The organism is Phenylobacterium sp. GW823-FHT02A09 (genome assembly GCF_058797775.1).
In genome coordinates this window covers 352,438-378,399 of sequence record NZ_JBXAJZ010000003.1, presented here as the reverse complement: position 1 = coordinate 378,399, position 25,962 = coordinate 352,438, and the positions used below count along the sequence as shown (strand labels likewise).

The following is a 25,962-nucleotide window of genomic DNA, read 5'->3' as shown; positions in this document are numbered from 1 at the left end:
TGCGCCGCCGTGTGGAAGGCGCATGGCCTCCCTGTCGAGCGCGCCCACGGCCTGTGGTTCTGCATCGAAGAGACCCCGCAGTTCTATCCGAACGTCGTGACGGTCGATCCTGACGCCGATCTCCAGGCCCAGACGAGGTTCATCCAAGACCTCGCCCGACAGTCGGCCTTCGAGTTCAGCGTCAAAGACAGCTTCGCTTCCCTGCCCCTGGCCGACGCCGGCATGGAACAGCTTTTCACCGCCGCTTGGCTCTGGCGCGAGCCCAACGGCCCTTCTGCTCCGCGCGATGGCGTGCGCTGGCGGCGTGTCGAGCTCCCCGATCTGAAACACTGGGAAAGTGCTTGGCGCGGGGAAGGCCATGTCGCGCAGGCCAGGACGTTTCCGGACGACCTGCTGCGCGACGCCCAAGTCCACGTCCTCGGCGGCTTCGATTCGCAGGACAAAATCGTAGCGGGAGCCGTCGCCTACGAGGCCGCGGAGGTGATCGGTCTGACCAACGTTTTCGGATCACGTGGTCAGGCCCTGGCCGCCGTCGGCTCGCTGCTGCCTCGACGCGCTGTCGTTTGCTATGAAGGCGGCAATCTGGCCTCGGCCCAGCAGCGCGGGTTCGCTCCCGCCGGCCCGCTTGCCGTATGGTCTCGCCGCCCTCGCTGAGTCCGCCCTCGATCTCCGGGGAAACCCCGATGGCGCCGCCGCCCGCCTCGCCCGCACTCTGGTCCCGACAGGCCGGAGGACCACATGACCAAGCCGCGCATCTTCCTCGGCTCGTCGGGCAAGCAGGCCAAGCTGCTCGCCGCCCTGACCCGCGGGCTGGAGGACGTCGCCGACGTCGAGCCCTGGACCACGACCTTCAATCCCGGCACCACCACGCTCGGCCGCCTGCTGGAGCTGACCGGCCAAGTCGACTTCGCCGCCTTCGTCTTCGCCCAGGACGACTGGACCGCCGCCGCGCCCGACCATGACGCCGCCCAGGCTTCGCCGCGCGACAACGTGGTCTTCGAGGCCGGCCTGTTCGGCGGCGTGCTGGGCATGCGTCGCACCTTCATCCTGCACGCCCGCGGCGCGAAACTGCCGACCGATCTGCTTGGCCTGACCTGCGTGCGCTACGACGACGCCCTCACCGGCGCCGAGACCAAGGCCATGCTGCAGAAGCTGCGCGGCGCCATCGAGGCCGAGCGCAGCCTCTCGCGCATCGAAGGCGCCTGGTGGCAGTTCTCGCTCACCGCCCGCAGCGAGCGCGAGCCCTCTGCGCTGAGCCTGCTGCGCATCGCCCGCGGCCGAGGCGGGGAGCTGGAGCTGACCGGCCGCGCCTGGCAGGAAGACGGGGCCCTCTCCTCGCGCTACTGGAGCGAGGCGGTCCGCGAACGACGCGATCCGGCCGGCCTGTTCTACTACTGGAAGGGCGAGCGGCCGCTGCATCCCGATGCGCCGCAGCTGCACGGCACCGCCGAGATCCTGCTGGAAAGCCCCGACCGCGCCTCCGGCTACTTCGTCACCCTGTTCGAAGCCGAGCCCGAGAGCCGGGCCCGCACCTCCGGCGTCTACCTGCGCGCCGACCCGGCCGAGGTCGCGATCATGGACGGCCGCGACGACGCCGCCCGCCTGGCGCTGATCGCCGAACGGCTCCAGCACTGGAAGGCGATCCGCAGCGCCTAGCCCCGCCGCTCGACCAGCTCGTGCACGATCCCGCCCGGCGCGCGGAACGCCGCATAGGCCAGCCCCGCCTGGGCGTTCCAGGCCGGCTGCGCGTGCAGGAACTCGACGCCCTTGGCGGCCAGCGCCGCCATCGCCGGCGCGATCGCCTCGACCTCGAAACTGATCACGCTGGCGCCGTCGGCCCCATGCTCGGTCTCCGGCGCCGGCCGCGCGCTGGCGAAGACGTGCAGCCCCCGCCCGCCCAGGTCGAACACCAGCTGCCCCTCGAACCGCTCGGCCAGCGTCAGCCCCAGCACGTCGCGATAGAAGACCAGCGCCGCCTCCAGGTCAGGCGTCATCACCAGCGCCGGACCGAGTTTCATGATCGCGCCTCCCCCTCAGCCGCTCATCCCGGCGAAGGCCGGGACCCAAGCGGCGTTTCGATTAATCGCCGGCTGCGTGTCTGAAATTCCGCTTGGGTCCCGGCCTTCGCCGGGATGAGCGGCTGAGAGCCCCTAAACCGGCACGTCCCCGGCCACCGTCGTGCGGTGCATGACCCGCAGGTGGCCGTCATAGCCGCCCTCGGCGAAGTGCACGGTGCAGCGGTTGTCCCACATCAGCAGCATCCCCTGCTTCCACTTGTGGCGGTAGATGAACTGCTCCTGGGTCATGTGCTGATAGAGATAGCCGAGGATCGCGTGGCTCTCCTGGAAGGTCAGGCCCTCGATGCCGACCGTGTAGGTCGGGCTGACGAACAGCGCCTTGCGGCCGGTGACCGGATGAGTGCGGACCAACGGATGAACCAGGGTCTTGTCGGCCTCGGCCGAGACGATGATCTCCATCGTCCGCGCCTCGGTCTCCTTGGCGAAGACGCCTTGCGTCCCATAGGCGCGGGTCGCCGAATGCACCGCCTTCAGCGGCGCCAGCAGCGCCTTCATCCCGTCCGACAGCGCATCGTAGGCCCGCGCGCAGTCGGCGAACAGGGTGTCGCCGCCGACCGGCGGAGTGACCTCCGAGCGCAACAGCGTCGCGGCCGGCGGCTCCTTCTGAAAGCTCCAGTCCGAGTGCCAGCCGGCCCCGAAGTTCTTGGCCTTCTCGTCCGGCTCGCGGCGCAGCTCCAGCACGTTGGGATGGCCGGCCATCGGCTTGATGAACGGATCGACCCCGAACGGCCCGATCTGCAGGGTGAAGGCCTCCAGCGCCTCCAGGCTCAGCGGCTGGTCGGGAAACGCCACCACCGCGTGCCGGGCCCAGGCGTCCTTGACCTGCCTCAGCGTCTCGGGCGCGAGCGGCGCCGACAGGTCCAGGCCTGTGATCAACGCGCCGAACCCGCTCGGCTGCGGGGTGACGGTGAGCGCGTCGGCGAGCATCTGGCCCATGGTCGTTTCCTCCTGTTTGAGCGCAGCCTACGCCCGAACAGTTGACCTCATGCGCCGAAGTTTTGACATTGCGCGCCAGGCTGCACCGGTCTGCCCGCGATCGGGCGATCGGGCTGCCCTCACAGGTGGAATCCGGCTAAAGACGTTGCCCTTCCCAGGCCGACGCGACGTCATGCGCAAACAGCCGTTTGCATCGGCCCCGTAACCTTGTAATCGAACCGCGCCATGACCTCTTTCGCCAATACGCAAGAAGACAAGCTCATCGCCCTGGTGCCGGACAAGAAGGTCTCGGTTCGCGAGACCTTCGGCGTCGACGTCGACATGACCGTTCCGGCGTTCTCCGAACGTGACGCTCACGTCCCGGACATCGACCCGGCCTACAAGTTCGACGCCGAGACGACCAAGGCCATCTGCGCCGGGTTCGCCTTCGACCGCCGCGTGATGGTCCAGGGCTATCACGGCACCGGCAAGTCGACCCACATCGAGCAGGTCGCCGCGCGCCTCAACTGGCCGCTGATCCGCGTCAACCTCGACAGCCACGTCTCGCGTATCGACCTGGTCGGCAAGGACGCCATCGTCCTGAAGGACGGCAAGCAGGTCACCGAGTTCCGCGAGGGCATCCTGCCCTGGGCGATCCAGCGCCCGGTGGCGCTGGTGTTCGACGAATACGACGCCGGCCGCCCGGACGTGATGTTCGTGATCCAGCGCATCCTGGAGGCGCAGGGCAAGCTGACCCTGCTCGACCAGAACCGCGTCATCCGCCCGAACCCGTTCTTCCGGCTGTTCTCGACGACCAACACCATCGGTCTGGGCGACACCACCGGCCTCTATCACGGCACCCAGCAGATCAACCAAGGTCAGATGGACCGCTGGTCGATCGTCACCACGCTGAACTACCTGGCCCACGACGTCGAAGCCGACATCGTGCTGGCCAAGTCGCCGCACTACGACACCCCGGAAGGCAAGCGCACCATCGCCGCGATGGTCCGCGTCGCCGACATGACCCGCAACGCCTTCATGAACGGCGACATCTCGACCGTCATGAGCCCGCGGACCGTGATCACCTGGGCCCAGAACGCCGAGATCTTCGGCGGCGACATCGCGCTCGCCTTCCGCATGACCTTCCTGAACAAGTGCGACGAGCTCGAACGCGGCACCGTGGCCGAGTTCTTCCAGCGCGCCTTCGGCCAGGACCTGCCGGAAAGCACCGCCCGCGTCCGCGTGGCCTGACCTAACGTCAATGGCTGAGGCGGGATGTCGCAGATTTCCCGCCCAGCTGGCGCGATTCACCATTTGCTAGCGCGGCGTAGGCGACACCTTGGGTGAACCAGGTGTCGCGTGTGTCGTGTGATCAGATCGAGTCTCGCCCGTAACCGGCGCGCCATCAGCCGGATTGTCGCGTTTTCCTCGGCGGTGCTGCTGATCGTCGCCGCCGGCTGCCTGGGCCTAATCTTCTACACCGCCAAGGTCGTCGACCGCGCCCACGTGGACGAGGAACGGGCGCTGGTTTCGAACTACCTGCGCGAGCGCGAGCACGAGCTGGTCGGCCAGCTGATCTCGGCCTCGATCTGGGACGACGCCTACCAGAAGCTCGGCCGCAACGGCTTCGACGCCGAATGGGCCGACCTCTACGTCGGCAGCTACTTCGAAACCTACATGCGCCACGCCGCCTCGTTCGTGCTCGATGAGGCCGACCAGCCGGTCTACGCCTGGCGCGACGGGGCCCGCGCCGGCGAACGCCAGGCCGCCGCCTTCCTGCGCGAGACCGCCCCGCTGGTCGCCAAGGTCCGCGAGCTGGAGGCCCTGCGCGGCGCGGCCCGCAACCGCGGCATCGGCGGCTCGATCACCCGCACCGGGATCATCAGCGTCGGCGGCGAGCTCTACATGGCCGCGGTGACCAACATCGTGCCCGAGACCCCGGCCATCAATTCGCGCGGCGCGCCCGACCGGCTGCTGATCTCGGCCCGCCGCGTCGACTCCGCCCTGCTGCAGGACGTGGCCCAAGCCATGCGGGTCGCCGACGTGCGCCTTGTGCCCTGGAACCGCGCCGTCCCGGCCAGCGTGCAGCTGCGCGCGCCCGACGAAACGCCGATCGCCGCCCTCGCCTGGACGAGCAGCCACCCCGGCAACGCCGTGCTGCGCCAGGTCGCGCCGCTGTTCGCCCTCGGCATGGTCGCGCTGCTGATCTCGGCCCTGCTGCTCGCCGCCCGCGTCCACCGGGTGTTCGGCGAGATCGACCGCAACGATCTGGTGCTGCGCCAGACCATGGACGATCTGGTCCGCGCCCGCGACGAGGCCGCCGCCGCCAGCATCGCCAAGTCGCAGTTCGTGGCCAATATGAGCCACGAGATCCGCACCCCGCTGAACGGCATCCTCGGCATGACCCAGATCCTGGCGCGCGAGGACCTGACGGAGGGCCAGCGCCGCCAGCTCGACGTGGTGCGCGAGAGCGGCCAGACCCTGCTGGTGCTGCTCAACGACATCCTCGACATGTCGAAGATCGAGGCCGGCCGCCTGCAGATCGACGCCCACGAGTTCGACCTCGGCCAGGCCGTGCACGTCGCCTGCGCGCCGTTCGCGGCCCTGGCCGCCGAGAAGGGCGTCGACCTGCGCTTCGACCTCGACCCCGCCGCGGACGGCGTCTGGTGCGGCGACGGCGTGCGGCTGCGGCAGGTGATCGCCAACCTCGTCTCCAACGCCGTCAAGTTCACCGACGTCGGCGAGGTCGCCGTTCGCGTGGAACGTCAGGCCGAGGCCGTCCGCATCTCGGTCGCCGACACCGGCATCGGCATCCCCGCCGACCGCATGCACGACCTGTTCGACAAGTTCATCCAGGTCGACGCCTCCACCACCCGCCGCTACGGCGGCACGGGCCTTGGCCTGGCGATCAGCCACGAGCTGGCCGCGATGATGGGCGGCGAACTCACCGTCGAAAGCGTCCCCGGCGAGGGCTCGGTCTTCACCCTGCACGTGCCGCTGGAATGGCGCGCCCCGGCCCTGACGCCCGCCGCGCCGCTGCCGTCGGCCCAGGCCAGGCTCCCCCGACCCGACGCGCGCCTGCGCGTCCTGGCGGCCGAGGACAACCTGACCAACCAGCTGATCCTGCGCGCCATGCTGGAGCCGTTCCCGATCGAGCTGACCATCGTCGGCGACGGCGCCCAGGCGGTCGACGCGTTCTTCGAGGGCGACTTCCAGCTGATCCTGATGGACGGCCAGATGCCGGTGATGAACGGGGTCGAGGCCACCGTCGCCATCCGCCGGCTCGAGGGCGAGCGCGACCTGCCGCCGATCCCGATCCTGGCGCTATCGGCCAACGTCATGCACCACCAGGTCGCCGAGTACCTGGCCGCCGGCATGAACGGCTTCGTGCCCAAGCCGATCGAGATCATCCACCTGCTCGACGCCATCGACCGCGCCCTCGACACCCGCCTCTGCGCCGAACAGCGGGTCGCCTGACAGCCGAGGTCAGCTAAGAAGCCTGGACCCCGACCGGCGTTCTGCGCATTCTCCGGCGCATTACGAAGACCAGATTTTCAGGTGGGGAAACATGTCCAGGATCACGCTTGCGGCCGCGGCCGCCGGCCTGCTTTTCAGCGCTTTCGCCGTCCCGGCCGCCGCCCAGGCGCCGGCCGCTGCGGGCCATAACGACTACTCGAAGACCGACGCCTGGCTGTGCTGGCCGGGCCGCGCCGACGCCTGCGCCATCGACAACACCACGACGGTGATCAAGGCGGATGGCTCGATGACCAAGGAGACCTGGAAGCCCGACCTCGCCGCGCCGGTCGACTGCTTCTACGTCTATCCGACCGTCTCCAACGATCCGGGCCTGTTCTCGGACATGACGCCGAACGCCGAGGAGCGCCGCGTCGTCGAGCAGCAGCTCGCCCGCTTCGGCTCCAAGTGCAGGATCTACGCGCCGATGTACCGGCAGGTGACCCTGACCACCCTGCGCGCGCGCATGGCCCCGGGCGCCAAGCCGCCGGCCGGACCGATCCCGACCACCAACTACGACGACGTCGCCGACGCCTGGAACTACTACCTGAAGCACGAGAACAACGGCCGCGGCGTCGTGCTGATCGGCCACTCCCAGGGCGCAGGCCTGCTGACCGAGCTGATCGCCAAGGAGATCGACGGCAAGCCGGCCCAGAAGCAGCTTGTCTCGGCCCTGCTGCTCGGAACCAACCTGCCAGTGCTCAAGGGCCAGGATGTCGGGACCTTCAAGTCGATCCCGCTGTGCAAGAGCCCGACCCAGACCGGCTGCGCGGTGGCATATGTCAGCTTCCGCGAGACCTCGCCGCCGCCCAAGGGCAGCCGCTTCGGCGTCCCGCGCGAGCCGAACCCGGCCATGCAGGCGGCTTGCGTCAACCCGGCCGCGCTGGGCGGCGGCAAGGCGCCGCTGCACGCCTACCTGTCCTCGGGGGCGATGATCGCCGCCGAAGCCGCGCCGCCGCCGGCCTGGACCAAGGACGGCGCCAAGGTGACGACGCCGTTCGTCTCGGTCCCCGGCCTGCTGACCGGCGAGTGCGTCTCCAAGGACGGCTTCGATTATCTGTCGGTGGGGATCAACGCCGATCCGAACGATCCGCGTACGGACGAGATCGCCGGCGACGTGAAGGCCGGCCCGATCATCCTCAAGGATTGGGGCCTGCATCTGATCGACGTCAACCTCGCCATGGGCGACCTCGTCGACCTCGTCGGCAGCCAGTCCCAGGCCTACCTGGCCAAGAAGTAGGCGGCGTCCTCCTCTCCCCCCGCGGGGGAGAGGAGGCCTTCTGGCGGCTAGCCGCCAGTGATCTTCTTGCCGGCCATGAAGCCGAGCACCAGGAACAGCACGAAGCCGACCAGGAACACGAAGAACAGGATCTTGGCGATGCCGGCCGCTGCGCCGGCGATCCCGCCAAATCCCAGGGCGCCGGCGATCAACGCCACCACCGCGAAAATAAGAGCCCATTTAAGCATCGGAACGCCTCCTTGACTGTGGAGGCAACGCCCGTGCCCGGCGCCCGTTCCGGTCGCTTCAGTCGACCAGGCTCGCCCCGCAGTCGGCGACCGTGTCGCGCGCCGGCCGCGGCGCGAAGCCCAACTCCGCGCGCGCCTTCTGCGTACTGAACTTCTGGGTCCGGCCCAGCAGCGGCAGCAGCGCCTTCATCTCCGGCGAGGCCACGGCCAGCCCCTTGGCCACCAGGTCGGGCATGTTCGCGCTCGGGGCCTTGGCGCCGGCCGCGCCCAGCCGCTCGCGCAGGGTCTGCGACAACTCGGCGAACCACAGCGACTCGCCCAGCGCGATGTAGCGCTGGCCAGCCGCCGCCGGCGCCTCCATCGCCTTGATGTGCAGATCGGCCAGATCGCGCACGTCGGTGATGTTGAACCCCAGCCGCGGCAGCGCCGGCGGCTGCCCGTCCAGCAGCCGCTGGATGATCCCCACCGAGCCCAGATGCTCGCGGGTCAGCACCGGCCCGAAGATCGCGCCGGGCAGGAGGGTGGTCAGCTGCGTCTGCGGCGCCGTGGCGATGAACGCCCACGCCGCCCTCTCGGCCAGCAGCTTGGACTTGCGGTAGGCCGCCAGGTCCTTTTGCTCGGGATCGGTCCAGTCGCTTTCGTCGATCGCCCGCTCCAACGGCCCCGCCGGCGTGCAGGCCGCCGTCGAGGAGGTCATCACCACCCGCGTCACGCCGGCCCGCGCCGCCGCGCCCAGCACCCGCAGCGTTCCCTCCCGAGCCGCCGCGATCAGGCCTTCGCCATCGTCGCCGCCCAGCGGCGAGGCTATGTGCAGCACAGCCTCGCAGCCTGCGACCGCGTCGTCCCAGCCGGCGTCCGACTTCAGGTCGGCGACCGCGAACTCCAGCCCGTCCGGCGGGACCTGCGTCGCCACCGCCGCCCGCACGTCCGCCTCGCGCGCCGCGCTGCGCACGGTCGTGCGGACCTGATAGCCGCGCCGCAGCAGCTCCACGATCGTCCAACCGCCGACGAACCCCGTCCCGCCGGTCACCAACACCCGCTGCGCCATCGCTCGCTCCTGCCGCTCGATCCGATAAGTCTTCACTTGTATACTTATCGAACGCGAGTATGTCTACAGACGTAGATTCATGACCCAACCGACCCCGCCCCGCCGCCGCAACGCCGCCGCCACTCGCGCCGCGATCCTGGCCTCCGCCCGCCGTGCGTTCGCCAAGTCCGGCTACGACGGGGCCGGCGTGCGCGAGATCGCCGCCGGCGCCGGGGTCACCGCCATGCTGGTCAACCGCTACTTCGGTTCGAAGGAAAAGCTGTTCGCCGAGGTCTGCACCGACACCATGCGAGACCCGGTGATCCTGTCGGCGGCCAACCTGGCGGCGAAGGACTTCCCGGCCGCCTTCGCCAAGGCCCTGGTTCAGGTCACCGCCCCCGGCGAGACGCCGCTCGACGGCTTCCTGGTGCTGCTGCACTCGGCCTCCAGCCCGCGCGCGGCGCAGATCGGCCGCGACTGGATCAGCCGCGGCCACCAGGAGACGCTGGAGCGCATGATCGGCGGCCCGCTCTCGCGTGAGCGGGCCGCGATCGCCCTGTCGCTGGTCGCCGGCCTGCAGGTCATGCGCCAGATGATGGAGATCAAGACCCTGGCCGGCGCGCAGCCGGCCGACCTGGAAGCCGTCCTGACCCCGATGATCCGCGTGCTGTTCGACGCCTCGCGGGACGGGTCCGCCTAGTTCGACTCCAGCTTGTCGCGGACCCGGTCGTGGATCTCGGCCGCGGCCGGGGTCAGCGCCTCGCCGAAGTCCTCCATCTCGTAGAACGGGCGGATCTCAATCTCGCTCGGGCCCGGCATCGGGTTGGGGCAGCGCTTCACCCACGCCACCGCCTCGTCCATGTCCTTGACCTCCCACAGCCAGTAGCCGGCGACGATCTCCTTGGTCTCGGTGAACGGCCCGTCGATCACCGCGCGCTTGTCGCCGTCGAACGCCACCCGCTTGCCCTTGGCCGAGGGCTGCAGCCCGTCGCCGCCCTTCATGATCCCGGCCTCGACCAGCAGCTCGTTGTAGCGGCCCATCTCCTCCAGCAGCTCGCTCGACGGCATCAGCCCAGCTTCGCTGTCGGCCGTCGCCTTCACCAGAACCATCACGCGCATCGTCTTTCCTCCTCGGCCCCATCGGCCCGTTGCACCAAGGACGACGGCGCCGACGGCGATCCGACAACCCCGTCGATTTTCTTGCAAGCGCATCTTGCCCCCACGTCAGAGCGCATTCCCCCTTGGGCGACGCGGACCGTCGTTCTAAATGACTGCCATGGCCAAGAACCCGGAAAGCCCTGTCGAGCCCTTCAAGCGCGCCCTGGCCCACGCCGCGCGCTCCCTGGCTGAGAAGCCGGACCTGGAAATCGTCTATTCGGGCGAGGGCCCGCAGCTGGCCGGCAACCGCGCCGTGCTGCCACATCCGCCCCGCGACCTGACCCCGGCCGACGCCGCCCGCATCCGCGGCCTGGCCGACCAGATGGCCCTGCGCCTGGCCCACCACGACACCGCCGCCCACGCCAAGGGCCGGCCAGCCTCGGCGCTCGGCGCCCCGATCTACGACGCGCTGGAGCAGGCCCGCATCGAGGCGATCGGCGCCAACGCCCTCGGCGGCGTGAAGGCGAACCTGCGCGCGGTCCACGAGCACGCCTGGGCCAAGAAGCCGCTCAACCAGCTCGAGGCGCTGGCCAACCCGCCGATGGCCGATGTCGTCGCGCTGCTGGCCCGCGAGCGGATGACCGGCGAACCGCCGCCCTCGATGGCCAAGCCCTTGGTCGACCTGTTCCGCGCCGAGGTGGAATCCAAGGCCGGCGCCGACCTCGACCGCCTGGCGGAAGCGGCCGGCGACCAGAAGGCGTTCGCCAAGATCGCCCGGACCATCCTGCGCGACCTCTCCATGGGCGATGATCTGACCGACGCGCCCGATCAGGCCGACGACGAGGAAGGCGACAGCGAGGACGGCGAGGCGGAATCGCAGGACGACGGCGACGAGGGCGAAGGCGAAGGCGCGTCGCCCCAGCAGACCTCGATGGACGAGAACGAGGCGACCCATCGCGAGAGCGAGGACGCCGACAGCCAGATGATGCAGGCGGAGGACGATCCCAACGCCGAGGACACCGACGAGCCGCCGGAGATGGGCGAAGGCGAGCAGCCGGCCCGCCCCGACCTCAAGGGCGACGCCAAGGTCGCCACCTACAAGGTGTTCACCACCGCCCACGACGAGATCGTCGCCGCCGAGGAGCTCTGCGACGCCGAGGAGCTGACCCGGCTGCGCGCCTATCTCGACCAGCAGCTGGCCAGCCTCTCCAGCGTCGTCTCGCGCCTGGCCAACAAGCTGCAGCGCAAGCTGATGGCCCAGCAGAACCGCTCGTGGAGCTTCGACCTCGAGGAAGGCATCCTCGACACCGCGCGCCTGACCCGGGTGATCACCGACCCGACCGCCTCGCTGGCCTTCAAGGAAGAGGAAGACACCGAGTTCCGCGACACGGTGGTCACCATCCTGATCGACAACTCCGGCTCGATGCGCGGCCGCCCGATCATGGTCGCCGCCGTCTGCGCCGACATCCTGGCCCGCACGCTCGAACGCTGCGGCGTCAAGACCGAGATCCTCGGCTTCACCACCCGGGCCTGGAAGGGCGGCTCCTCTCGCGAGGACTGGCTGAAGGCCGGCAAGCCGGCCCAGCCCGGCCGCCTGAACGACCTGCGCCACATCATCTACAAGGCCGCCGACGCCCCGTGGCGCCGCGCCCGCCGCAACCTCGGCCTGATGATGCGCGAGGGCCTGCTCAAGGAGAACATCGACGGCGAGGCCCTGATGTGGGCGCACCAGCGGCTGATCGGCCGCCCCGAGGCGCGCCGCATCCTGATGGTCATTTCCGACGGGGCCCCCGTCGACGACTCGACCCTGTCGGTGAACTCGGGCCACTACCTCGAGCGTCACCTGCGCGACGTGATCACCGAGATCGAGACCAAGAGCCCAGTGCAGCTGATCGCCATCGGCATCGGCCACGACGTCACCCGCTACTATCGCCGGGCCGTCACCATCGTCGACGTCGAGCAACTGGCCGGCGTCATCGTCGACCAGCTGGCCGAGCTGTTCGACGAGGAGATCCGCAAGGTCACCCGCAAGACCGCCGGCCTTCTGGCCCCGCCGCCCAGCACCCAGGGCCCCCAAGGCGGCCCCGCCCGCCGCTCGACCTTCAAGGAAGTCCGCAGAGCCGTGGCCTAGACGCCGCCCCCCTTCTCCCTCGCCCCCTTGGGGGAGAGGAACTCGGAACGCGTGAATGCTGCCCGACGCGGCCTGCAGGAGAGGTTGCGGCGGGCCCCCGCCGGGCGCTAGCCTGCCGCCGCTGCGAGCCAGGGGGACTGCGACCATGAGAGCATTGAAGCTGGCGGCCCTCGCCGCCCTGACCCTGGCCGCCTGCGCCCAGAAGGCCCCGGCGCTGCCGATCGCGCCGCTGCCGGCCGGTCCGGCCATCGCCATCATCGCCGCCCCGGTCCCGCTGAACCCGGCCGACCCGGCTCAGGACCGCATCGACGACTTCCACTACGCCGGCGGCCTGGTGCTGTCCTCGTCCGACACCGCCCGCTTCCACGGCCTCTCTGACATGGCCGTCCGCAATGGCGTCGACCTGACCGCGGTCAGCGACGAAGGCGACCTCCTCAAGGCGCGACTCGTGCTCGACAAGGCCGGCCGCCTGGTCGGGTTGACCGACGGCAAGGTCAGCGCCCTCGCCGGTCTCGACGGCAAGCCCCTGCAGGGCAAGCTGGAGTCCGATTCCGAAGGCATGGCCCTGCTGGCCAACGGCGACATGCTGATCAGCTTCGAGCAGCGCCACCGCATCTGGCTCTACCCGGCCGACGGCTCGCCGCCGCGCGAGGCCCCCGCCCCCGAAGCGACCTTCCCGCCCAACGGCGGCATGGAAGCGCTCGGCCCCGATCCCGCGAACGGCCCCGACGCCTATGTCGCCGGCGGCGAGGAAAGCGGCCAGACTTGGACCTGCAAGCTCTCGGGCGGCTGCACGCCCGGCCCGGTCATCGCCAAGCCGGCCGAGTTCGGCCTCGTCGCCGTCACCCGCCTGCCCCAGGGCCGCACCGCCTGGCTGCAGCGCGCCTGGGACCCGGTGCGCGGCAACCGCATCGCCCTGACCATCCACGACGGCGCGGGCGAGATCGCCCGCATGGACATGGCGCGGCCGCTGACCATCGACAATTTCGAGGCCATCGCCGCGGTCCCGGCCAAGGACGGCTCGGTGCGGTTCTATATGCTGTCGGACGACAACTTCCAAAGCAGCCAGCGCACCCTGCTGCTCGCCTTCGACTGGAAGCCCTAGCGGCGGCTTGCTGGAAGCCCGCGGCCGAAACCTGCCGCTGGCGCGCCTATCGGCAGGCCAAAACGCCCTACGGGCAGATTGTTGGCCCGCAAACCCGTCCTATCGGCCGGTTCGCCCTAGCCCTCTGCCGGAACCCAGGCGAACCCCTCGCCGTGCGCCTTCACCCGGCCCAGGCCCGGATACGGGAAGTGCACCGCATACAGCTGCAGGTCCTGGTCGGCGGCCATCTTGAGCAGCGCCCGGCGGCTGACCGGGGCGCTCGCCGAGCCGCCGTCGTACTCGATCGCCCAGTCGGGCTTGGCGACCGAGATCACGAAGTGATGCACCGCATCGCCGATATAGAGCAGCCGCTTGTCGTCCGAGGCGATCTCGTAGGCGCTGTGGCCCGGCGTATGCCCCCTGACCTCGACCGCCGTCACCAGGCCCGGCAGGATCTCCGCCCCCGGCGCGAACGGCGCGACCTTCGGCGAGATCGCCTTCACCAGCGCCGCCTGGCCCGCATCGGCCTGCATCGCCGCCCATTCGGGCGCGGAGACGTGGATCGTCGCATTGGGGAAGGTCAGGGCGCCGCCCGCATCGGTCAGGCCGCCGACATGGTCGGCGTGGCTGTGCGAGATGAAGATGTCCGTGACCTGGGCGGGTTCGACGCCGGCCGCCCGCATCGAGGCGAGCAGCCGGCCGCCTTGCGCGAACCCGACCCTCGCCGCTCCGGCGTCGAACAGCATGACGCGGCCCTGCCCACGGACCAACAGGGGCTGGATGCTGAGATCGAGCGAGTCGTGGCCCGCGCCCTTGAGTACGGCGGCGACCTCGGCGGGCGGGTGGCCGAGCCCGAAGGTCTTACCGTCGTTGGCGACCTTGATCGTTCCGTCCAGCAGGGCGTTGGCCTGCAGCTCGCCGATCTTGAAGCTGTAGGGGGCCTGCGCGACGGCGGCGGGCTCGGGCGGCGCGGCGCGCTCGGACTTCGGCGAGCAGGCCGCCAGCGCGGCCAGCGCGGTCAGGGCCAGGGCGGCGTTGCGAAGGGTCATGGCGGGGGCTCCAAGTCGGACCCGGCCGAATATGGGCCGATCGGACAAGGGCCGAAACGAAAAAGGCCGCCCCGGAGGGCGGCCCTTTGAACTCTGGAGAGAGCTCGTAAACTTAGGCGGCGGCTTGGCTGGCCAGCTTGGCCTTCAGCTGGCGCTTGATCTTCAGAGCGCGCGGCGACAGCTGCTCGTCACGAGCGCCGGCGAGGAACACGTCCAGGCCGCCCTTGAAGTCCAGGGTGCGCAGCGCGGCGTTGGTCACGCGCAGACGGAACGACTGGCCCAGCGCGTCCGACTGGAGCGTGGCGGGCGACAGGGCCGGCAGGAAGCGGCGCTTCGTCTTGATGTTCGAGTGGCTGACGTTGTGGCCGACCATGGGACCGACACCGGTGAGTTCGCAACGACGCGACATGGCTTTATGACCTACGCGAGAAAGGGATGGGCGGCGGGCGAACCCGCGCCAAGGAGCGGGCGATATAGTCGAAGGGTCCCGTCGGCGTCAAGGCGGAGCCGACATTTGCCTGCCCCAAACCGTCAGAAAAGCGACTCCCGGTGCTGACCGACGGCGAGCCGCGTTGTGGTCCAATGACCTTGAGATACAATAGCTTGTAGGGAACAAAAACTGAATCGGCCCGAGTCGCTGATTCGGTCACCCTTCGTTTCGCCGGTGTTCCCACCCGCCGTTAACCTCAGAACGCCGTTCGCCGAGAATGACAAAAGCCCCGCACGCGGACGCGCGGGGCTTTCGATTCTGCGGTGCAGCCTGCCTGTTAGGACAGGACCACCAGCACGACGCGGCGGTTGGCCATGCGGCCTTCGCGGGTGTCGTTCGGCGCGACCGGCTCGTCCTCGCCATAGGCGATGGTGGCGATGCGGTTCAGAGCCACGCCCTGCTTGTTCAGGTAGCGGCGAACCGTCTCGGCGCGGTCCTGGGCCAGGCGCATGTTGCCTTCCGGCGAGCCGGTGGCGTCGGTGTGGCCTTGAACCTCGACGTAGACGTTCTTGTTCTCGCCCTTCAGCTGCTCGGCGAAGGCCGACAGCCGCGACTCGGCTTCCGGCGACAGCGTCGACTTGCCGAGCGGGAACTTCAGCGCGTCGTCCGACATCACCACCGAGTACATGAACTTACCCTCGGCCAGCTTGCCGGCCGCGGTCGCGCGGTCCAGGGCTTCGCGCGAGGTGCGGTCCAGTTCGCCCAGACGGGTCTCGTGCTGGGCGACCTTGCCGTCCACGACGGCCACTTGCTCGTTGACGAACTTCTTGGTGGCGCAGCCGCCGAGGCCGAGCGTCCCGATAGCGAGCGCGCTCAACACCACCGCGCGAGTTTTTGTACCGATCATCTTCTTACGACCTCTCCCGTCGCCTCTGTCCTAAGTCTGGATGCTTTCGAACGCCCCTGATGAGCCAAGGGTTTCCCCGCATTGAACGGGCAGACTTCGGCGTCGGTAACGGCCTCGCCAGCGCATGGTTGCCAACAGGTTGCGGCGACGTTCCGTCGCACCCTGGCCAGATGGCCAGGGTGGCGGGCTCTCAGGGTCTTCCCTTAGCCGGGCCGTAGGAGCGCAAAACCCCAAGCCTGCCTTTGGATTGGCGCGCCTCGCACGGTCCCGCGAAAAATTCGTCGGCCGCTCGGGAACCCGCTCCGCATCGGAACCTTAGGCAGTGAGAACGGCCCGGAGCGCCATGGGATTGCGGAACCCGCTGCGAGACGTTAATAACTGACCAGTCAGTTATTAGTGGCAACGCCGATGCTCCCCTCCGGACAGCCGAAATTCAAGCGCCGCAAGGCCGACCGCCCGGACGAGATCATCGCCGCGGCGATGGCGATCTTTGCCGAAAAGGGCTTCGCCGCCGCGCGCCTCGACGACATCGCCGCCCGCGCCGGCGTCTCCAAGGGCGCGCTCTACCTCTACTTCGCGACCAAGGAGGACATCTTCCGGGCCGTGATCGAGCACGGCGTCGCCCCTAATCTCGGCCGCATCCAGACCGCGCTGGCCGAACACCATGCGGCGTTCCCCGACCTGCTGCGGGCCTTCGCCGGGATCGTTTCGAACATCGCGACGGACACCCCGGTCGGCGGGATCATCAAGATGGTGATCGGCGAGTCGCGGAACTTCCCGGAACTCGCCCGCACCTGGCGCGAACGCCTGGTCGAGCCGGCCCTTGGGACGATGACCGCGGCCATCGCCGCCGCCCAGGCCCGCGGCGAGCTGCGCGCCGGCGACCCGCGCCTCGCCGCGATCTCGCTGGTCTCGCCGATGCTGCTCGGCGTCATCTGGCGCGAGACCTTCGTCCCCGTCGGCGCCGAGCCGCTCGACATTCCGACCCTGGCGCAGCAGCACGTGGAGCTGTGGCTCCGCGGCACGCGTCCCGACACAGGAGCCGCCGCATGAGGCAACGCCTTCTGGTCATCGGCCTGCTCGTCGTCGCCGCCGTGCTGGTCGCCGTGCTTTGGGTCTTCCCGCGGCTGCACCGCTCGCCGGTGCTCTCGGGCTATGTCGAGGGCGAAGCGCTCTATCTGGCCTCGCCGGTCGCCGGCCGCGTCGAGCAGATGCTGGTCCAACGCGGCGATCAGGTCGCGGGCGGCCAGAAGCTGTTCGTGGTCGACCCTTCACAGCTGCAGGGCGCCCGCGACCAGGCCAGCGCCGAGGTCTCCGCCGCCCAGGCCCAGGCCGCCGACGCCCGCAAGGGTCAGCGGCCGGTGGAACTGGCGGTGTTCGACGCCAATGTCGCCGCCGCCGAGGCGACCTTGCGCGACGCCGAGGCCACCCTGCGCCGGGTCCGCCCGCTGGCCGAGAAGGGCTTCTACGCCAAGGCTCAACTCGACGACGCCCAGGCGGCCCGCGACGCCGCCGCCGCCCAGGTCGCCGCCGCCCGCAAACAGCGCCAGGCCGCCGCGCTCGGCGCGCGCGAGGATCAGATCCGCGCCGCCGACAGCCGCGTGGCCCAGGCCGACGCCGCCCTCGTCGCCGCCCAGGCCCGGCTGACCGACATCGCGCCCATCGCCCCCGGCCCGGCCCGGGTCGAGGACGTCTTCTTCCAGACCGGCGAGTGGGCCGCCGCCAACCAGCCGATCCTGGCTCTGCTGCCGGACGATCGCATCAAGGTCCGCTTCTTCGTGCCCCAGGCCGACATCTCGATCTACACGGTCGGCTCGGTGGTCAAGTTCGCCTGCGACGGCTGCCCGAGCGGGCTCAGCGCCAAGGTCAGTTACATCAGCCCGCGGCCGGAATTCACCCCGCCGGTGATCTACAGCCGCGAGGCCCGCGACCGAATGGTGTTCCTGGTCGAGGCGGTTCCCTCGGCCCGGCTCAATCCCGGCCAGCCGGTGGACGTCGAGCCGCTGGAGCGCGCCAAGTGACGCTGGCCATCGACGTCCGCGGGCTGAACAAGAGCTTTGGCGACAAGCACGTCGTCCAGGACGTCTCGCTGCAGGTCGAGGAAGGCAAGATCTGCGGCTTCCTCGGCCCCAACGGCTCGGGCAAGACCACCACCCTGCGGATGCTCTGCGGCCTGCTGACGCCGGACAGCGGCGAAGGCACGGCGCTCGGCCTCGACATCATCACCCAGGCCAACCTGATCAAGCGCCGCGCCGGCTACATGACCCAGAAGTTCTCGCTCTATGAGGACCTGACCATCGAGGAGAACCTGCAGTTCTCCGCCCGCATCCACAGCCTCGACCACCGCAAGCAGCGGGTCGACCAGGCGCTGGAGCGGCTCGGCCTGATCGAGCGCCGCGGCCAGCTGGCCGGCTCGCTGTCGGGCGGCTGGAAGCAGCGGCTGGCGCTCGCCACCGCCACGCTGCACGAACCCAAGCTGCTGCTGCTCGACGAGCCGACCGCCGGCGTCGACCCCAAGGCGCGCCGCACGTTCTGGGACGAGATCCACGCCCTCTCGGCCGAGGGCCTGACCGTGCTGGTCTCCACCCACTACATGGACGAGGCCGAGCGCTGTCATGAGATCGCCTACATCAGCTACGGCCGGCTGATCGCCCGCGGCACGGCCGAGGAGGTGATCCAAAGCACGCACCTGATCACCTTCAACGGCGAAGGACCGGGCATCGACCGTCTGTCGGTTGAGATCAGCGCCCTGCCCGGCGTCGAGATGGCCGCGCCGTTCGGCCAGTCGCTGCACGTCTCGGGAACCGACCGCGCCGCGCTCGAGGCCGCCCTGGCCCCCTATCGCCGTGCGCCGTTCAAGTGGACACAAGTCGAGCCCAGCCTCGAGGACGTCTTCATCCGCCTGATGGAGACGTCGGAGGACAACTTCCGATGAACGGGTTCTCGGCGGGCCGCGTGCTGGCGGTGATGATCAAGGAGTTCAAGCAGCTCACTCGCGACAAGCTCACCTACGCGATGATGCTGGCCATGCCGGTCGTCCAGCTGCTGCTGTTCGGCTACGCGATCAATTCCGAACCGCGCCACCTGCCGACCGCCCTCTTGGTGCAGGAAGACAGCGTCTTCGCCCGCTCCATCGCCGCCGCGCTGAAGAACAGCGAGTACTTCGACCTGGTGGCCCAGGCCCGCACGCCGGCCGAACTGGACGAGATGGTCCGGCGCGGCGAGGTGCAGTTCGCAATCACCATCCCCGGCGACTTCACGCGCCGCGTCGCCCGCGGCGACCAGGCCCAGATCCTCGTCGACGTCGACGCCGCCGACCCGTCCGCCACCGGCCCGGCGGTGGCCGCCCTCGCCGCCCTGCCGACCCAGGCTCTGGTTCACGATCTGAAGGGCGCGCTGGCTCAACGCGCGCCGGTCGCCGGGCCGTTCGAGGTGATCGTTCACCGCCGCTACAATCCCGAGGCGATCACCTCCTACAACATCGTCCCCGGCCTGCTGGGCGTCATCCTGTCCATGACCCTGGTGATGATGACCGCGCTGTCGGTCACCCGCGAGGCCGAGCGCGGCACCATGGAAAGCCTGCTGGCCACGCCCGTCGAGCCGATCGAAGTCATGGTCGGGAAGCTGGCGCCCTACGTCGTCGTCGGCCTGATCCAGACCGCGATCATTCTGCTGCTGGCCCGCTTCCTGTTCGACGTGCCGATGATGGGCGGGTGGGTCGGCCTCTCGCTGGGGGTGGCGCTGTTCATCATCGGCTCGCTGGCGCTCGGCTTCCTGATGTCGACGGTCGCGCGCACCCAGCTGCAGGCGATGCAGATGAGCATGTTCTACATCATGCCCTCGATCCTGCTGTCGGGCTTCATGTTCCCGTTCCGCGGCATGCCGGCCTGGGCCCAGGCGATCGGCGAGGTGGTGCCCGTCACCCACTTCCTGCGGGTCGTGCGCGGCGCGCTGCTGAAAGGCCAGGGCATCGAGGACATGTGGCGCGAACTGCTGGCCCTGACCGCCTTCGTCTGCGTGGTCACCGCCCTGGCCATGGCCCGCTACCGCCGCACCTTGGATTGACCCCAGGGACGTGGCGCCAGATTAGCACGATTTAACGAGAGCCCCGGCCTGCGGCGGTGTAACTGCTTTTGTAAAGTTACAGTTTCGGGGGATCCCATGCATAACCGTCGCCAGCTTCTGGCGAGCGCCGCCGCGTTCGGCGCCGCCGCCGCCGCGCCCAAGCTCGCCCTCGCCGCCGCGCCGACCGGCGAAGCCGCCAAAATGTACGCCTACTTCGACAAGGCGATGGCCCAGACCTTCCGCCGCTCGCCCGAGCTGCCGACCGCGCTCGGCATCGACAAGGGCGACTTGGCTTGGACCAAGTCGGAACTGTCCGACTACTCGCTGACCGCGCTCGCCGAGAACAAGGCCAACACCGCCCGCGACCTCAAGGACCTGCGCAGCATCGACCGCAAGCAGCTCAAGGGCATGGACGCGGTCAACTACGACACCGTCGAGTTCGTGCTGGCGGTTCAGGACGAAGCCAATCGCCGCTTCCAGTACGGCGGCCAGGGCGTGAACTCGCCCTATGTGATCTCGCAGCTGACCGGCGCCTATCAGCAGATGCCGGACTTCCTCGACACCCAGCACCGGATCGAGGCCAAGGACGACGCCGACGCCTATGTCGCGCGGATGGAAGCGTTCGGCCGCCTGCTCGACCAGGAAGCCGACGTCGTCCGCCACGACGTGGCGCTGGGCGTCACCCCGCCGGACTTCGTGCTCGACAAGGCGATCACCCAGCTCAAGGCGTTCCTCGCCTACGAGCCTGAAAAGGCGCCGCTGGTCGCCAGCCTCGTGCGCCGCACCAAGGAAAAGAACATCGAGGGCGACTGGGCCGGTCAGGCCCAGGGCCTCTACGCCGACAAGGTCCGCCCCGCCCTCGCCCGCCAGCTGGCCCTGCTGGAAGGCCTGCGCCCCAAGGCCGTGCACGACGCCGGCTGCTGGCGCCTGCCGGACGGCGACGAGTACTATCGCCTTGGCCTGCGCAACTACACGACCTCGAACATCACGCCGGACGAGGTGCACAAGACCGGCCTCGACCTGGTCGCCAGCCTGGGCGCCGAGGCCGACGCCCTGATGAAGAAGGCCGGCTACACCAAGGGCAGCGTCGGCGAGCGCTACCGCGCGATGGCCCAGGATCCCAAGCAGGTCTACCCGAACACCGACGCCGGCAAGGAAGAGCTGCTGGCCAAGCTCAACGAGCAGGTGAAGGTCATCGAAGGCAAGCTGCCGCAGTGGTTCGGCCAGCTGCCCAAGGCCCCGCTGGAAATCCGCCGCGTGCCGCCGGCCACCGAGGCCGGCGCTCCGGGCGGCTACTACTTCTCCCCCAGCCTCGATGGCACGCGGCCGGGCATCTACTGGATCAACCTGCGCGACACCGCTGAGGTGCCGGCCTGGACCCTGCCGACCCTGACCTATCATGAGGGTCTTCCGGGCCACCATCTGCAGCTGGCGCTCAACAACGAAGCCGGCGACCTGCCGCTGATCCGCAAGGTGATTGGCTTCTCGGGCTACAGCGAAGGATGGGCGCTCTACGCCGAGCAGCTCGCGGTCGAGATGGGCATGTACGACAACGACGTGCTCGGCCACATCGGCATGATCCACGACGCCATGTTCCGCGCCGTCCGCCTGGTGGTCGACTCGGGCATGCACCACAAGCGCTGGAGCCGCGAGCAGGCGGTGAAGTACTTCGTCGACAACATCGGCGATGCCGAGGCCAGCGCCATCACCGAGGTCGAGCGCTACTGCGTCTGGCCGGGCCAGGCCTGCAGCTACATGGTCGGCAAGATCACCTGGATGGACGCCCGCGCCCGAGCCAAGAAGGCGCTGGGCCGCAAGTTCGACATCCGCAAGTTCCACGACGCGGGCCTGCTCTCGGGCGGCGCCCCGCTGACGGTCCTCGACCAGGTGATCGACAACTACATCGCCGCGGCGAAGTAGGAGTCCAAGCTCCGGCGGCGGCTCACGCCGCCGCCGGGCTAGCCACACGTACCAATTTTTGGTAACATCGCGCTATGGGCAAAAACACCTCCATCAGCCTCGGCGAACACTTCTCCACGTTCATCGAGATGGAAGTCGCAAAAGGGCGCTACGCCTCGGCCAGCGAGGTCGTGCGTGCGAGCCTGCGCCTTCTGGAGGAACGCGAGGTCCAGCTTGAGGCCCTCCGCCTTGCCCTGATCGAGGGCGAAGAGAGCGGCCCTTCTACGCCCTTCGATTTCGACGCGTTCATCGCCGCCAAGCGCGCCTAGATCCTCCATGGCCCCATACGTCCTTTCGCCCAAAGCGAAAGCCGACCTTGGCGATATCTGGGACTACGGGGCCGATCGCTGGGGCGCCGACCGCGCCACGGACTACATTCGCGACATCCAACGGGCGATTGAGCACGCAGCGGCCCATCCGCTCCGCGGCCGTGCATGCCACGAGGTTCGAGCCGGCTACTTCAAGGTCTCCGTCGGGTCCCATCTTTTGTTCTATCGGCTCATCGATGACGTGCTCGATGTGGTCCGGGTGCTTCACCAGAGGATGGACGTCGGCCGGCATCTTTAGCCGCGCTTGCCGCGCGGTGATTCCCGCCCCACCTTCAGTTCATGAGCGCGCGTCTGTCGGACTTCGGCCCGCCCAAGTTGGTGGCGGTGCTCGGACCGACCAATACCGGCAAGACCCACCTGGCCGTCGAGCGGATGCTCGGCCATGCCAGCGGCATGATCGGCCTGCCCCTGCGGCTGCTGGCGCGCGAAATCTACGATCGCATCGTCAAACTGCGCGGCCCGTCCTGCGTGGCCCTGATCACCGGCGAGGAGAAGATCGTCCCGGCCCGCGCGCAGTACTTCGTCTGTACCGTCGAGGCGATGCCGCTAAGCCGCCAGGTCGAGTTCCTGGCCGTCGACGAGATCCAGCTCTGCGCCGACCCCGAGCGCGGCCACATCTTCACCCACCGCCTGCTGCACGCCCGCGGTCGGTTCGAGACCATGTTCATGGGCGCCGGCACCATGGCGCCGCTGATCCGCCGGCTGCTGCCCGAAGCCGAGATCGTCACCCGCGAGCGGTTCTCGCGCCTCACCTATTCCGGGCCCAAGAAGCTCACCCGCCTGCCGCGCCGCTCGGCCGTCGTCGCCTTCTCCGCCGACCAGGTCTACGCCATCGCCGAGCTGATCCGCCGTCAGCGCGGCGGCGCGGCGGTGGTCATGGGATCCTTGAGCCCCCGCACCCGCAACGCCCAGGTCGCGCTCTACCAGTCCGGCGAGGTCGACTTCCTGGTCGCCACCGACGCCATCGGCATGGGCCTGAACATGGACGTCGACCACGTGGCCTTTGCGGGCCTGCGCAAGTTCGACGGCAAGCGCACCCGCTTCCTGCACCCGCCCGAGGTCGGCCAGATCGCCGGCCGCGCCGGCCGCTTCACCCGCGACGGCACCTTCGGCGTCACCGGCGAGTGCGAAGACATGGACGCCGACCTGATCGAGGCGGTGCAGGAGCACCACTTCGAAGCCGTGACCGCCGCCGAGTGGCGCAACGCCGCCCTCGACTTCTCCTCGGTCGCGGCCCTGCAGCGCTCGCTCTCGGCGCCGCCGGCCCAGCCCGGCCTGAAGCTGTCGGCCGAGGCGCTGGACGAAAAGACCCTGCGCGCCCTGGCCGACGAGCCGGAGGTGATCGACCGCACCCAGCGCGACCGCTCGGCCATGACCCGCCTGTGGGACGTCTGCCAGACGCCGGACTTCCGCAAGACCTCGGGCGAGGAGCACATCCGGCTGGTGCGCGAGTTCTTCGGCTGGCTGACCAGCCGCGACCGCAAGGTCCCGGAGGACTGGATCGCCGGCCAGTACAAGCACCTGGACCGCACCGACGGCGAGATCGACACCCTGGCGGCCAGACTCGCCAGCGTCCGCACCCTGGCCTACGTCGCTAACCGCCCCGACTGGCTGGCCGACCCGGGCGGCTGGCAAGGCAAGACCCGACTGCTCGAAGACCGGCTTTCCGACACCCTGCACGAGAAGCTGATGGCGCGGTTCGTCGACCGCCGCACCAGCGTGCTGATGCGCGCGCTGCACGTGCGCGGCGACGTGCTCGCCGGCGTCGCCGCCGACGGCGCGGTGACGGTCGAAGGCCAGTACGTCGGCAAGCTGAGCGGCGTCGCCTTCGAACCGGCCCATGGCTCCTCGGTGATCGAGGAGAAGGCGCTGCGCGCCGCCGCCGTCGCCGCCGTCTCGCCCGAGATCGCCAAGCGGCTCGGCCAGTTGTCGGCCGAGCCGGACGAGGCCTTTGCCTTCACCCCCGACGGCGTCGTGCTCTGGCGCGGCGAGGCGGCCGGGGCCTTCGCCGGCGGCACGCCGTTCGCGCCGCGCGTGCGGCTCTATGGCGAGCTTGGCCCCGGCCAGGCCCGCGAACGCGCAGCCCGTCGGCTGGAAGCGTTCCTCGCCGCTGAGGCCGCCCGCCGCCTGGCGCCGCTGCGCAGGCTCGAGAGCGCCGTCGCCACGGGCAAGGTCAAGGGTCTGGCCCGCGGGCTCGCCTATCGCCTGATCGAGGCCGGCGGGGTGCTGGATCGCGACCTGGTGCGGGCCGACGCCAAGGCGCTGAGCCAGGTCGAGCGACGCACCCTGAAGTCGCTGGGCGTGCGGCTGGGCGCCTTCAGCCTCTATCTGCCGGCGCTCCTGCGGTCGCAGGCCCTGGCCTTCGCCCAGGGCTTCGTCCCGCGCGAGGGGCGGCCCGCCGCCGGACGCCTCGACGGCCCGCTCCCCGAACCGCGGATCCTCGCCGCCTTCGGCCTGCGCGCGGTCGGCCGCCACGCCGTCCCGGTCGAGACCCTGGAGCGGCTGGACGCCCTGCTGCGCGCCGCGCCCAAGGCCGGCCTGCTCTCGGACCAGGCCCGGGAAGAGCTCGGCTGGAGCGAGACCGACGCCCGCGAGATCATGCGCGCCCTCGCCTTCGCCCCCACCACCAAGCCCAAGGACGGCGAGCCGCTGGTCTGGCGCCGGCGCGGCGAGAAGCCGAAGCCGCAGATCGCCGCCCCGCCGCCCGCCAACTCGCCGTTCGCCGCCCTCGCGGCGCTGAAGGAGGCGCCGCCGCCCGCGCGCCGCCCCCGCCGACGGCGTAAGCCGAAGGCGGCGCGGAGCCAGGCGTCGTGAGCGAGGACGCCTGCCGGGCGGACGTGTGGCTGTGGCGCGCGCGGTTCTTCAAGACCCGCTCGCTGGCCGCCAAGTTCCTCGACGACGGGAAGGTGCGCCTGACCCGCGGCGGGACCGAGACCCGCATCGACAAGTGCGCCCGGCCGCTGAAGGTCGGCGACCGGGTGGTCTTCGCCCTCGGCGGGCGGCTGATCGCCGTCGAGGTCGCCGCCCTGGGCGAACGCCGCGGCCCGGCCGAGGAGGCCCGCACGCTCTACGCCCCGATGGACGCCGGCTAGCCCGCGGCCTACATGGACGCCATGGCTTGGACCCGGCGCTACGACGACCCTGAACCCCAACGCGTCAACAAGTGGCTGGCGCAGAGCGGCGTCTGCTCGCGGCGCGAGGCCGAGGGCCTGATCACCCAGGGGCTGGTGTTCATCGACGGCGAGCGAGTGGACGACGCCGGCCGCAAAATCCTGCAGGGCCAGACCCTGGTGTTGAACGACAGCGCCCAGGAACAGCTGAGTTCCAGCCTCTCGATCGTGCTGCACAAGCCGATCGGCATCGTCTCGTCGCTGCCGCAGGACGACCAGGTCGAGGCCGTCACCCTGCTGACCCGTCAGGCGCTATGGGGCGGCGAAGCGACCATTCCGACCGCCGCCAACAACCTGGCCCCGCTCGGCCGGCTGGACCGCGAGTCGCGCGGCCTGCTGGTGCTGTCCGAGGACGGCGTGCTGGCCAAGGCCCTGATCGGGCCGGAGAGCGAGATGGACAAGGAGTACAACGTGCTCCTGACCGGGGTGATCACCCCCCAGAAGATCGCCCTGCTGCGCCATGGCCTCGAGCTCGACGGCCGCAAGCTGCGCCCGGCCAAGGTCACCCAGGTGACCGAGCAGAAGCTGAATATCGTGCTCAAGGAAGGCCGCAACCGCCAGATCCGCCGCATGGCCGAGCTGGTCGAACTGCGCGTCGTCGACCTGATGCGCGTCCGCGTCGGCCCCCTGAAGCTCGGCGACCTGCCGGAGGGCAAGTGGCGGCCGCTCACCGCCGAAGAACGCGCGGCGCTGATCGCCGCCTCCAAGGGCTAGTCGGCGCCGACCGCGCAGCCTAGCGT

At 69.7% G+C, this 25,962-nt stretch carries 26 protein-coding genes; 18 read left to right on the top strand and 8 right to left on the bottom strand.

From position 1 onward, the window contains the following. Nucleotides 1-9 precede the first annotated feature (9 nt). The gene (locus tag AC1Q87_RS14480; protein WP_492609629.1) at nt 10-654 is read left to right on the top strand and encodes a hypothetical protein; all 645 of its coding nucleotides are present in this window, start codon (nt 10-12) and stop codon (nt 652-654) included. An 84-nt stretch (nt 655-738) separates the two neighbouring features. Further along, nucleotides 739-1,656, top strand: coding sequence for a TIR domain-containing protein (locus tag AC1Q87_RS14475; protein WP_492609628.1), 918 nt, complete (start codon nt 739-741; stop codon nt 1,654-1,656). On the opposite strand, the gene AC1Q87_RS14470 is transcribed toward AC1Q87_RS14475, so the two are convergent. Next, on the bottom strand, nt 1,653-2,018 hold the full coding sequence (locus AC1Q87_RS14470) for a VOC family protein (protein ID WP_492609627.1): 366 nt from the start codon (nt 2,016-2,018) through the stop codon (nt 1,653-1,655). The genes AC1Q87_RS14475 and AC1Q87_RS14470 overlap by 4 nt on opposite strands. A 132-nt stretch (nt 2,019-2,150) precedes the next feature. Beyond that, a complete protein-coding gene (locus AC1Q87_RS14465; protein WP_492609626.1) occupies nt 2,151-3,014 on the bottom strand; it encodes a TauD/TfdA dioxygenase family protein in 864 nt (287 codons plus the stop codon). A 225-nt stretch (nt 3,015-3,239) separates the two neighbouring features. Here AC1Q87_RS14465 and cobS point away from each other — a divergent pair, with 225 nt between their 5' ends. The 3 genes from cobS (at nt 3,240) to AC1Q87_RS14450 (ending at nt 7,746) form a co-directional block, all read left to right on the top strand. Then, nucleotides 3,240-4,244, top strand: a complete 1,005-nt coding sequence (gene cobS, locus AC1Q87_RS14460; protein WP_492609625.1) for a cobaltochelatase subunit CobS — start codon at nt 3,240-3,242, stop codon at nt 4,242-4,244. Nucleotides 4,245-4,361: 117 nt separating this feature from the next. After that, the gene (locus AC1Q87_RS14455) at nt 4,362-6,470 is read left to right on the top strand and encodes a hybrid sensor histidine kinase/response regulator (protein ID WP_492609624.1); all 2,109 of its coding nucleotides are present in this window, start codon (nt 4,362-4,364) and stop codon (nt 6,468-6,470) included. A gap of 91 nt (nt 6,471-6,561) precedes the next feature. After that, the gene (locus AC1Q87_RS14450) at nt 6,562-7,746 is read left to right on the top strand and encodes a DUF3089 domain-containing protein (protein WP_492609623.1); all 1,185 of its coding nucleotides are present in this window, start codon (nt 6,562-6,564) and stop codon (nt 7,744-7,746) included. A gap of 47 nt (nt 7,747-7,793) precedes the next feature. Here the strand turns inward: AC1Q87_RS14450 and AC1Q87_RS14445 are convergent, their stop codons facing one another. Continuing rightward, the gene (locus AC1Q87_RS14445; RefSeq protein WP_492609622.1) at nt 7,794-7,973 is read right to left on the bottom strand and encodes a DUF1328 domain-containing protein; all 180 of its coding nucleotides are present in this window, start codon (nt 7,971-7,973) and stop codon (nt 7,794-7,796) included. 58 nt (nt 7,974-8,031) lie between these two features. Continuing rightward, nucleotides 8,032-9,021, bottom strand: coding sequence for an NAD-dependent epimerase/dehydratase family protein (locus AC1Q87_RS14440; RefSeq protein ID WP_492609621.1), 990 nt, complete (start codon nt 9,019-9,021; stop codon nt 8,032-8,034). Between the two features lie 79 nt (nt 9,022-9,100). On the opposite strand from AC1Q87_RS14440, the gene AC1Q87_RS14435 reads away from it, so the two are divergent. Continuing rightward, nucleotides 9,101-9,700 carry a TetR/AcrR family transcriptional regulator gene (locus AC1Q87_RS14435; protein ID WP_492609620.1) on the top strand — a complete coding sequence of 200 codons (600 nt, stop codon included), beginning with the start codon at nt 9,101-9,103 and terminating at the stop codon, nt 9,698-9,700. Here AC1Q87_RS14435 and AC1Q87_RS14430 read toward each other — a convergent pair. After that, nucleotides 9,697-10,119 (bottom strand): YciI family protein, encoded by a 423-nt coding sequence (locus tag AC1Q87_RS14430; protein WP_492609619.1) that lies wholly within the window; start codon nt 10,117-10,119, stop codon nt 9,697-9,699. The genes AC1Q87_RS14435 and AC1Q87_RS14430 overlap by 4 nt on opposite strands. 157 nt (nt 10,120-10,276) lie before the next feature. Between AC1Q87_RS14430 and cobT the strand changes: the two genes are divergently transcribed. Both cobT and AC1Q87_RS14420 read left to right on the top strand, forming a co-directional pair. Further along, a complete protein-coding gene (cobT, locus tag AC1Q87_RS14425; protein ID WP_492609618.1) occupies nt 10,277-12,229 on the top strand; it encodes a cobaltochelatase subunit CobT in 1,953 nt (650 codons plus the stop codon). A gap of 145 nt (nt 12,230-12,374) precedes the next feature. Then, the gene (locus AC1Q87_RS14420) at nt 12,375-13,334 is read left to right on the top strand and encodes an esterase-like activity of phytase family protein (protein ID WP_492609617.1); all 960 of its coding nucleotides are present in this window, start codon (nt 12,375-12,377) and stop codon (nt 13,332-13,334) included. Nucleotides 13,335-13,450: 116 nt separating this feature from the next. Here the strand turns inward: AC1Q87_RS14420 and AC1Q87_RS14415 are convergent, their stop codons facing one another. The 3 genes from AC1Q87_RS14415 to AC1Q87_RS14405 form a co-directional block, all read right to left on the bottom strand. Then, on the bottom strand, nt 13,451-14,362 hold the full coding sequence (locus tag AC1Q87_RS14415; RefSeq protein WP_492609616.1) for an MBL fold metallo-hydrolase: 912 nt from the start codon (nt 14,360-14,362) through the stop codon (nt 13,451-13,453). A gap of 112 nt (nt 14,363-14,474) precedes the next feature. Beyond that, the gene (gene rpmB, locus AC1Q87_RS14410) at nt 14,475-14,771 is read right to left on the bottom strand and encodes a 50S ribosomal protein L28 (RefSeq protein ID WP_436060257.1); all 297 of its coding nucleotides are present in this window, start codon (nt 14,769-14,771) and stop codon (nt 14,475-14,477) included. Between the two features lie 358 nt (nt 14,772-15,129). Further along, nucleotides 15,130-15,699: an OmpA family protein gene (locus AC1Q87_RS14405; protein WP_492609615.1), complete on the bottom strand. Its 570-nt coding sequence runs from the start codon at nt 15,697-15,699 to the stop codon at nt 15,130-15,132. A gap of 408 nt (nt 15,700-16,107) precedes the next feature. Between AC1Q87_RS14405 and AC1Q87_RS14400 the strand changes: the two genes are divergently transcribed. The 10 genes from AC1Q87_RS14400 (at nt 16,108) to AC1Q87_RS14355 (ending at nt 25,936) form a co-directional block, all read left to right on the top strand. Then, nucleotides 16,108-16,752 (top strand): TetR/AcrR family transcriptional regulator, encoded by a 645-nt coding sequence (locus tag AC1Q87_RS14400; RefSeq protein ID WP_492609614.1) that lies wholly within the window; start codon nt 16,108-16,110, stop codon nt 16,750-16,752. Next, nucleotides 16,749-17,720: an HlyD family secretion protein gene (locus AC1Q87_RS14395; protein WP_492609613.1), complete on the top strand. Its 972-nt coding sequence runs from the start codon at nt 16,749-16,751 to the stop codon at nt 17,718-17,720. Before AC1Q87_RS14400 ends, AC1Q87_RS14395 begins: the two co-directional genes overlap by 4 nt. Continuing rightward, nucleotides 17,717-18,634, top strand: coding sequence for an ABC transporter ATP-binding protein (locus tag AC1Q87_RS14390; RefSeq protein WP_492609612.1), 918 nt, complete (start codon nt 17,717-17,719; stop codon nt 18,632-18,634). The genes AC1Q87_RS14395 and AC1Q87_RS14390 overlap by 4 nt, the downstream gene beginning before the upstream one ends. Continuing rightward, nucleotides 18,631-19,764, top strand: a complete 1,134-nt coding sequence (locus AC1Q87_RS14385) for an ABC transporter permease (protein WP_492609611.1) — start codon at nt 18,631-18,633, stop codon at nt 19,762-19,764. Before AC1Q87_RS14390 ends, AC1Q87_RS14385 begins: the two co-directional genes overlap by 4 nt. A gap of 96 nt (nt 19,765-19,860) precedes the next feature. Continuing rightward, nucleotides 19,861-21,684, top strand: a complete 1,824-nt coding sequence (locus AC1Q87_RS14380; protein ID WP_492609610.1) for a DUF885 domain-containing protein — start codon at nt 19,861-19,863, stop codon at nt 21,682-21,684. Between the two features lie 74 nt (nt 21,685-21,758). Then, the gene (locus AC1Q87_RS14375) at nt 21,759-21,992 is read left to right on the top strand and encodes a type II toxin-antitoxin system ParD family antitoxin (protein WP_492609609.1); all 234 of its coding nucleotides are present in this window, start codon (nt 21,759-21,761) and stop codon (nt 21,990-21,992) included. A 7-nt stretch (nt 21,993-21,999) separates the two neighbouring features. Beyond that, complete coding sequence (locus AC1Q87_RS14370) at nt 22,000-22,290, top strand: type II toxin-antitoxin system RelE/ParE family toxin (RefSeq protein WP_492609608.1); 291 nt, start codon at nt 22,000-22,002, stop codon at nt 22,288-22,290. Nucleotides 22,291-22,331: 41 nt separating this feature from the next. Beyond that, nucleotides 22,332-24,866, top strand: a complete 2,535-nt coding sequence (locus tag AC1Q87_RS14365) for a helicase-related protein (protein WP_492609607.1) — start codon at nt 22,332-22,334, stop codon at nt 24,864-24,866. Beyond that, entirely contained in the window at nt 24,863-25,144 is a 282-nt protein-coding gene (locus AC1Q87_RS14360; RefSeq protein ID WP_492609606.1) for an RNA-binding S4 domain-containing protein, read from the top strand. Before AC1Q87_RS14365 ends, AC1Q87_RS14360 begins: the two co-directional genes overlap by 4 nt. A 21-nt stretch (nt 25,145-25,165) precedes the next feature. Then, the gene (locus AC1Q87_RS14355) at nt 25,166-25,936 is read left to right on the top strand and encodes a pseudouridine synthase (protein WP_492609605.1); all 771 of its coding nucleotides are present in this window, start codon (nt 25,166-25,168) and stop codon (nt 25,934-25,936) included. The last annotated feature ends 26 nt before the right edge of the window (nt 25,937-25,962 follow it).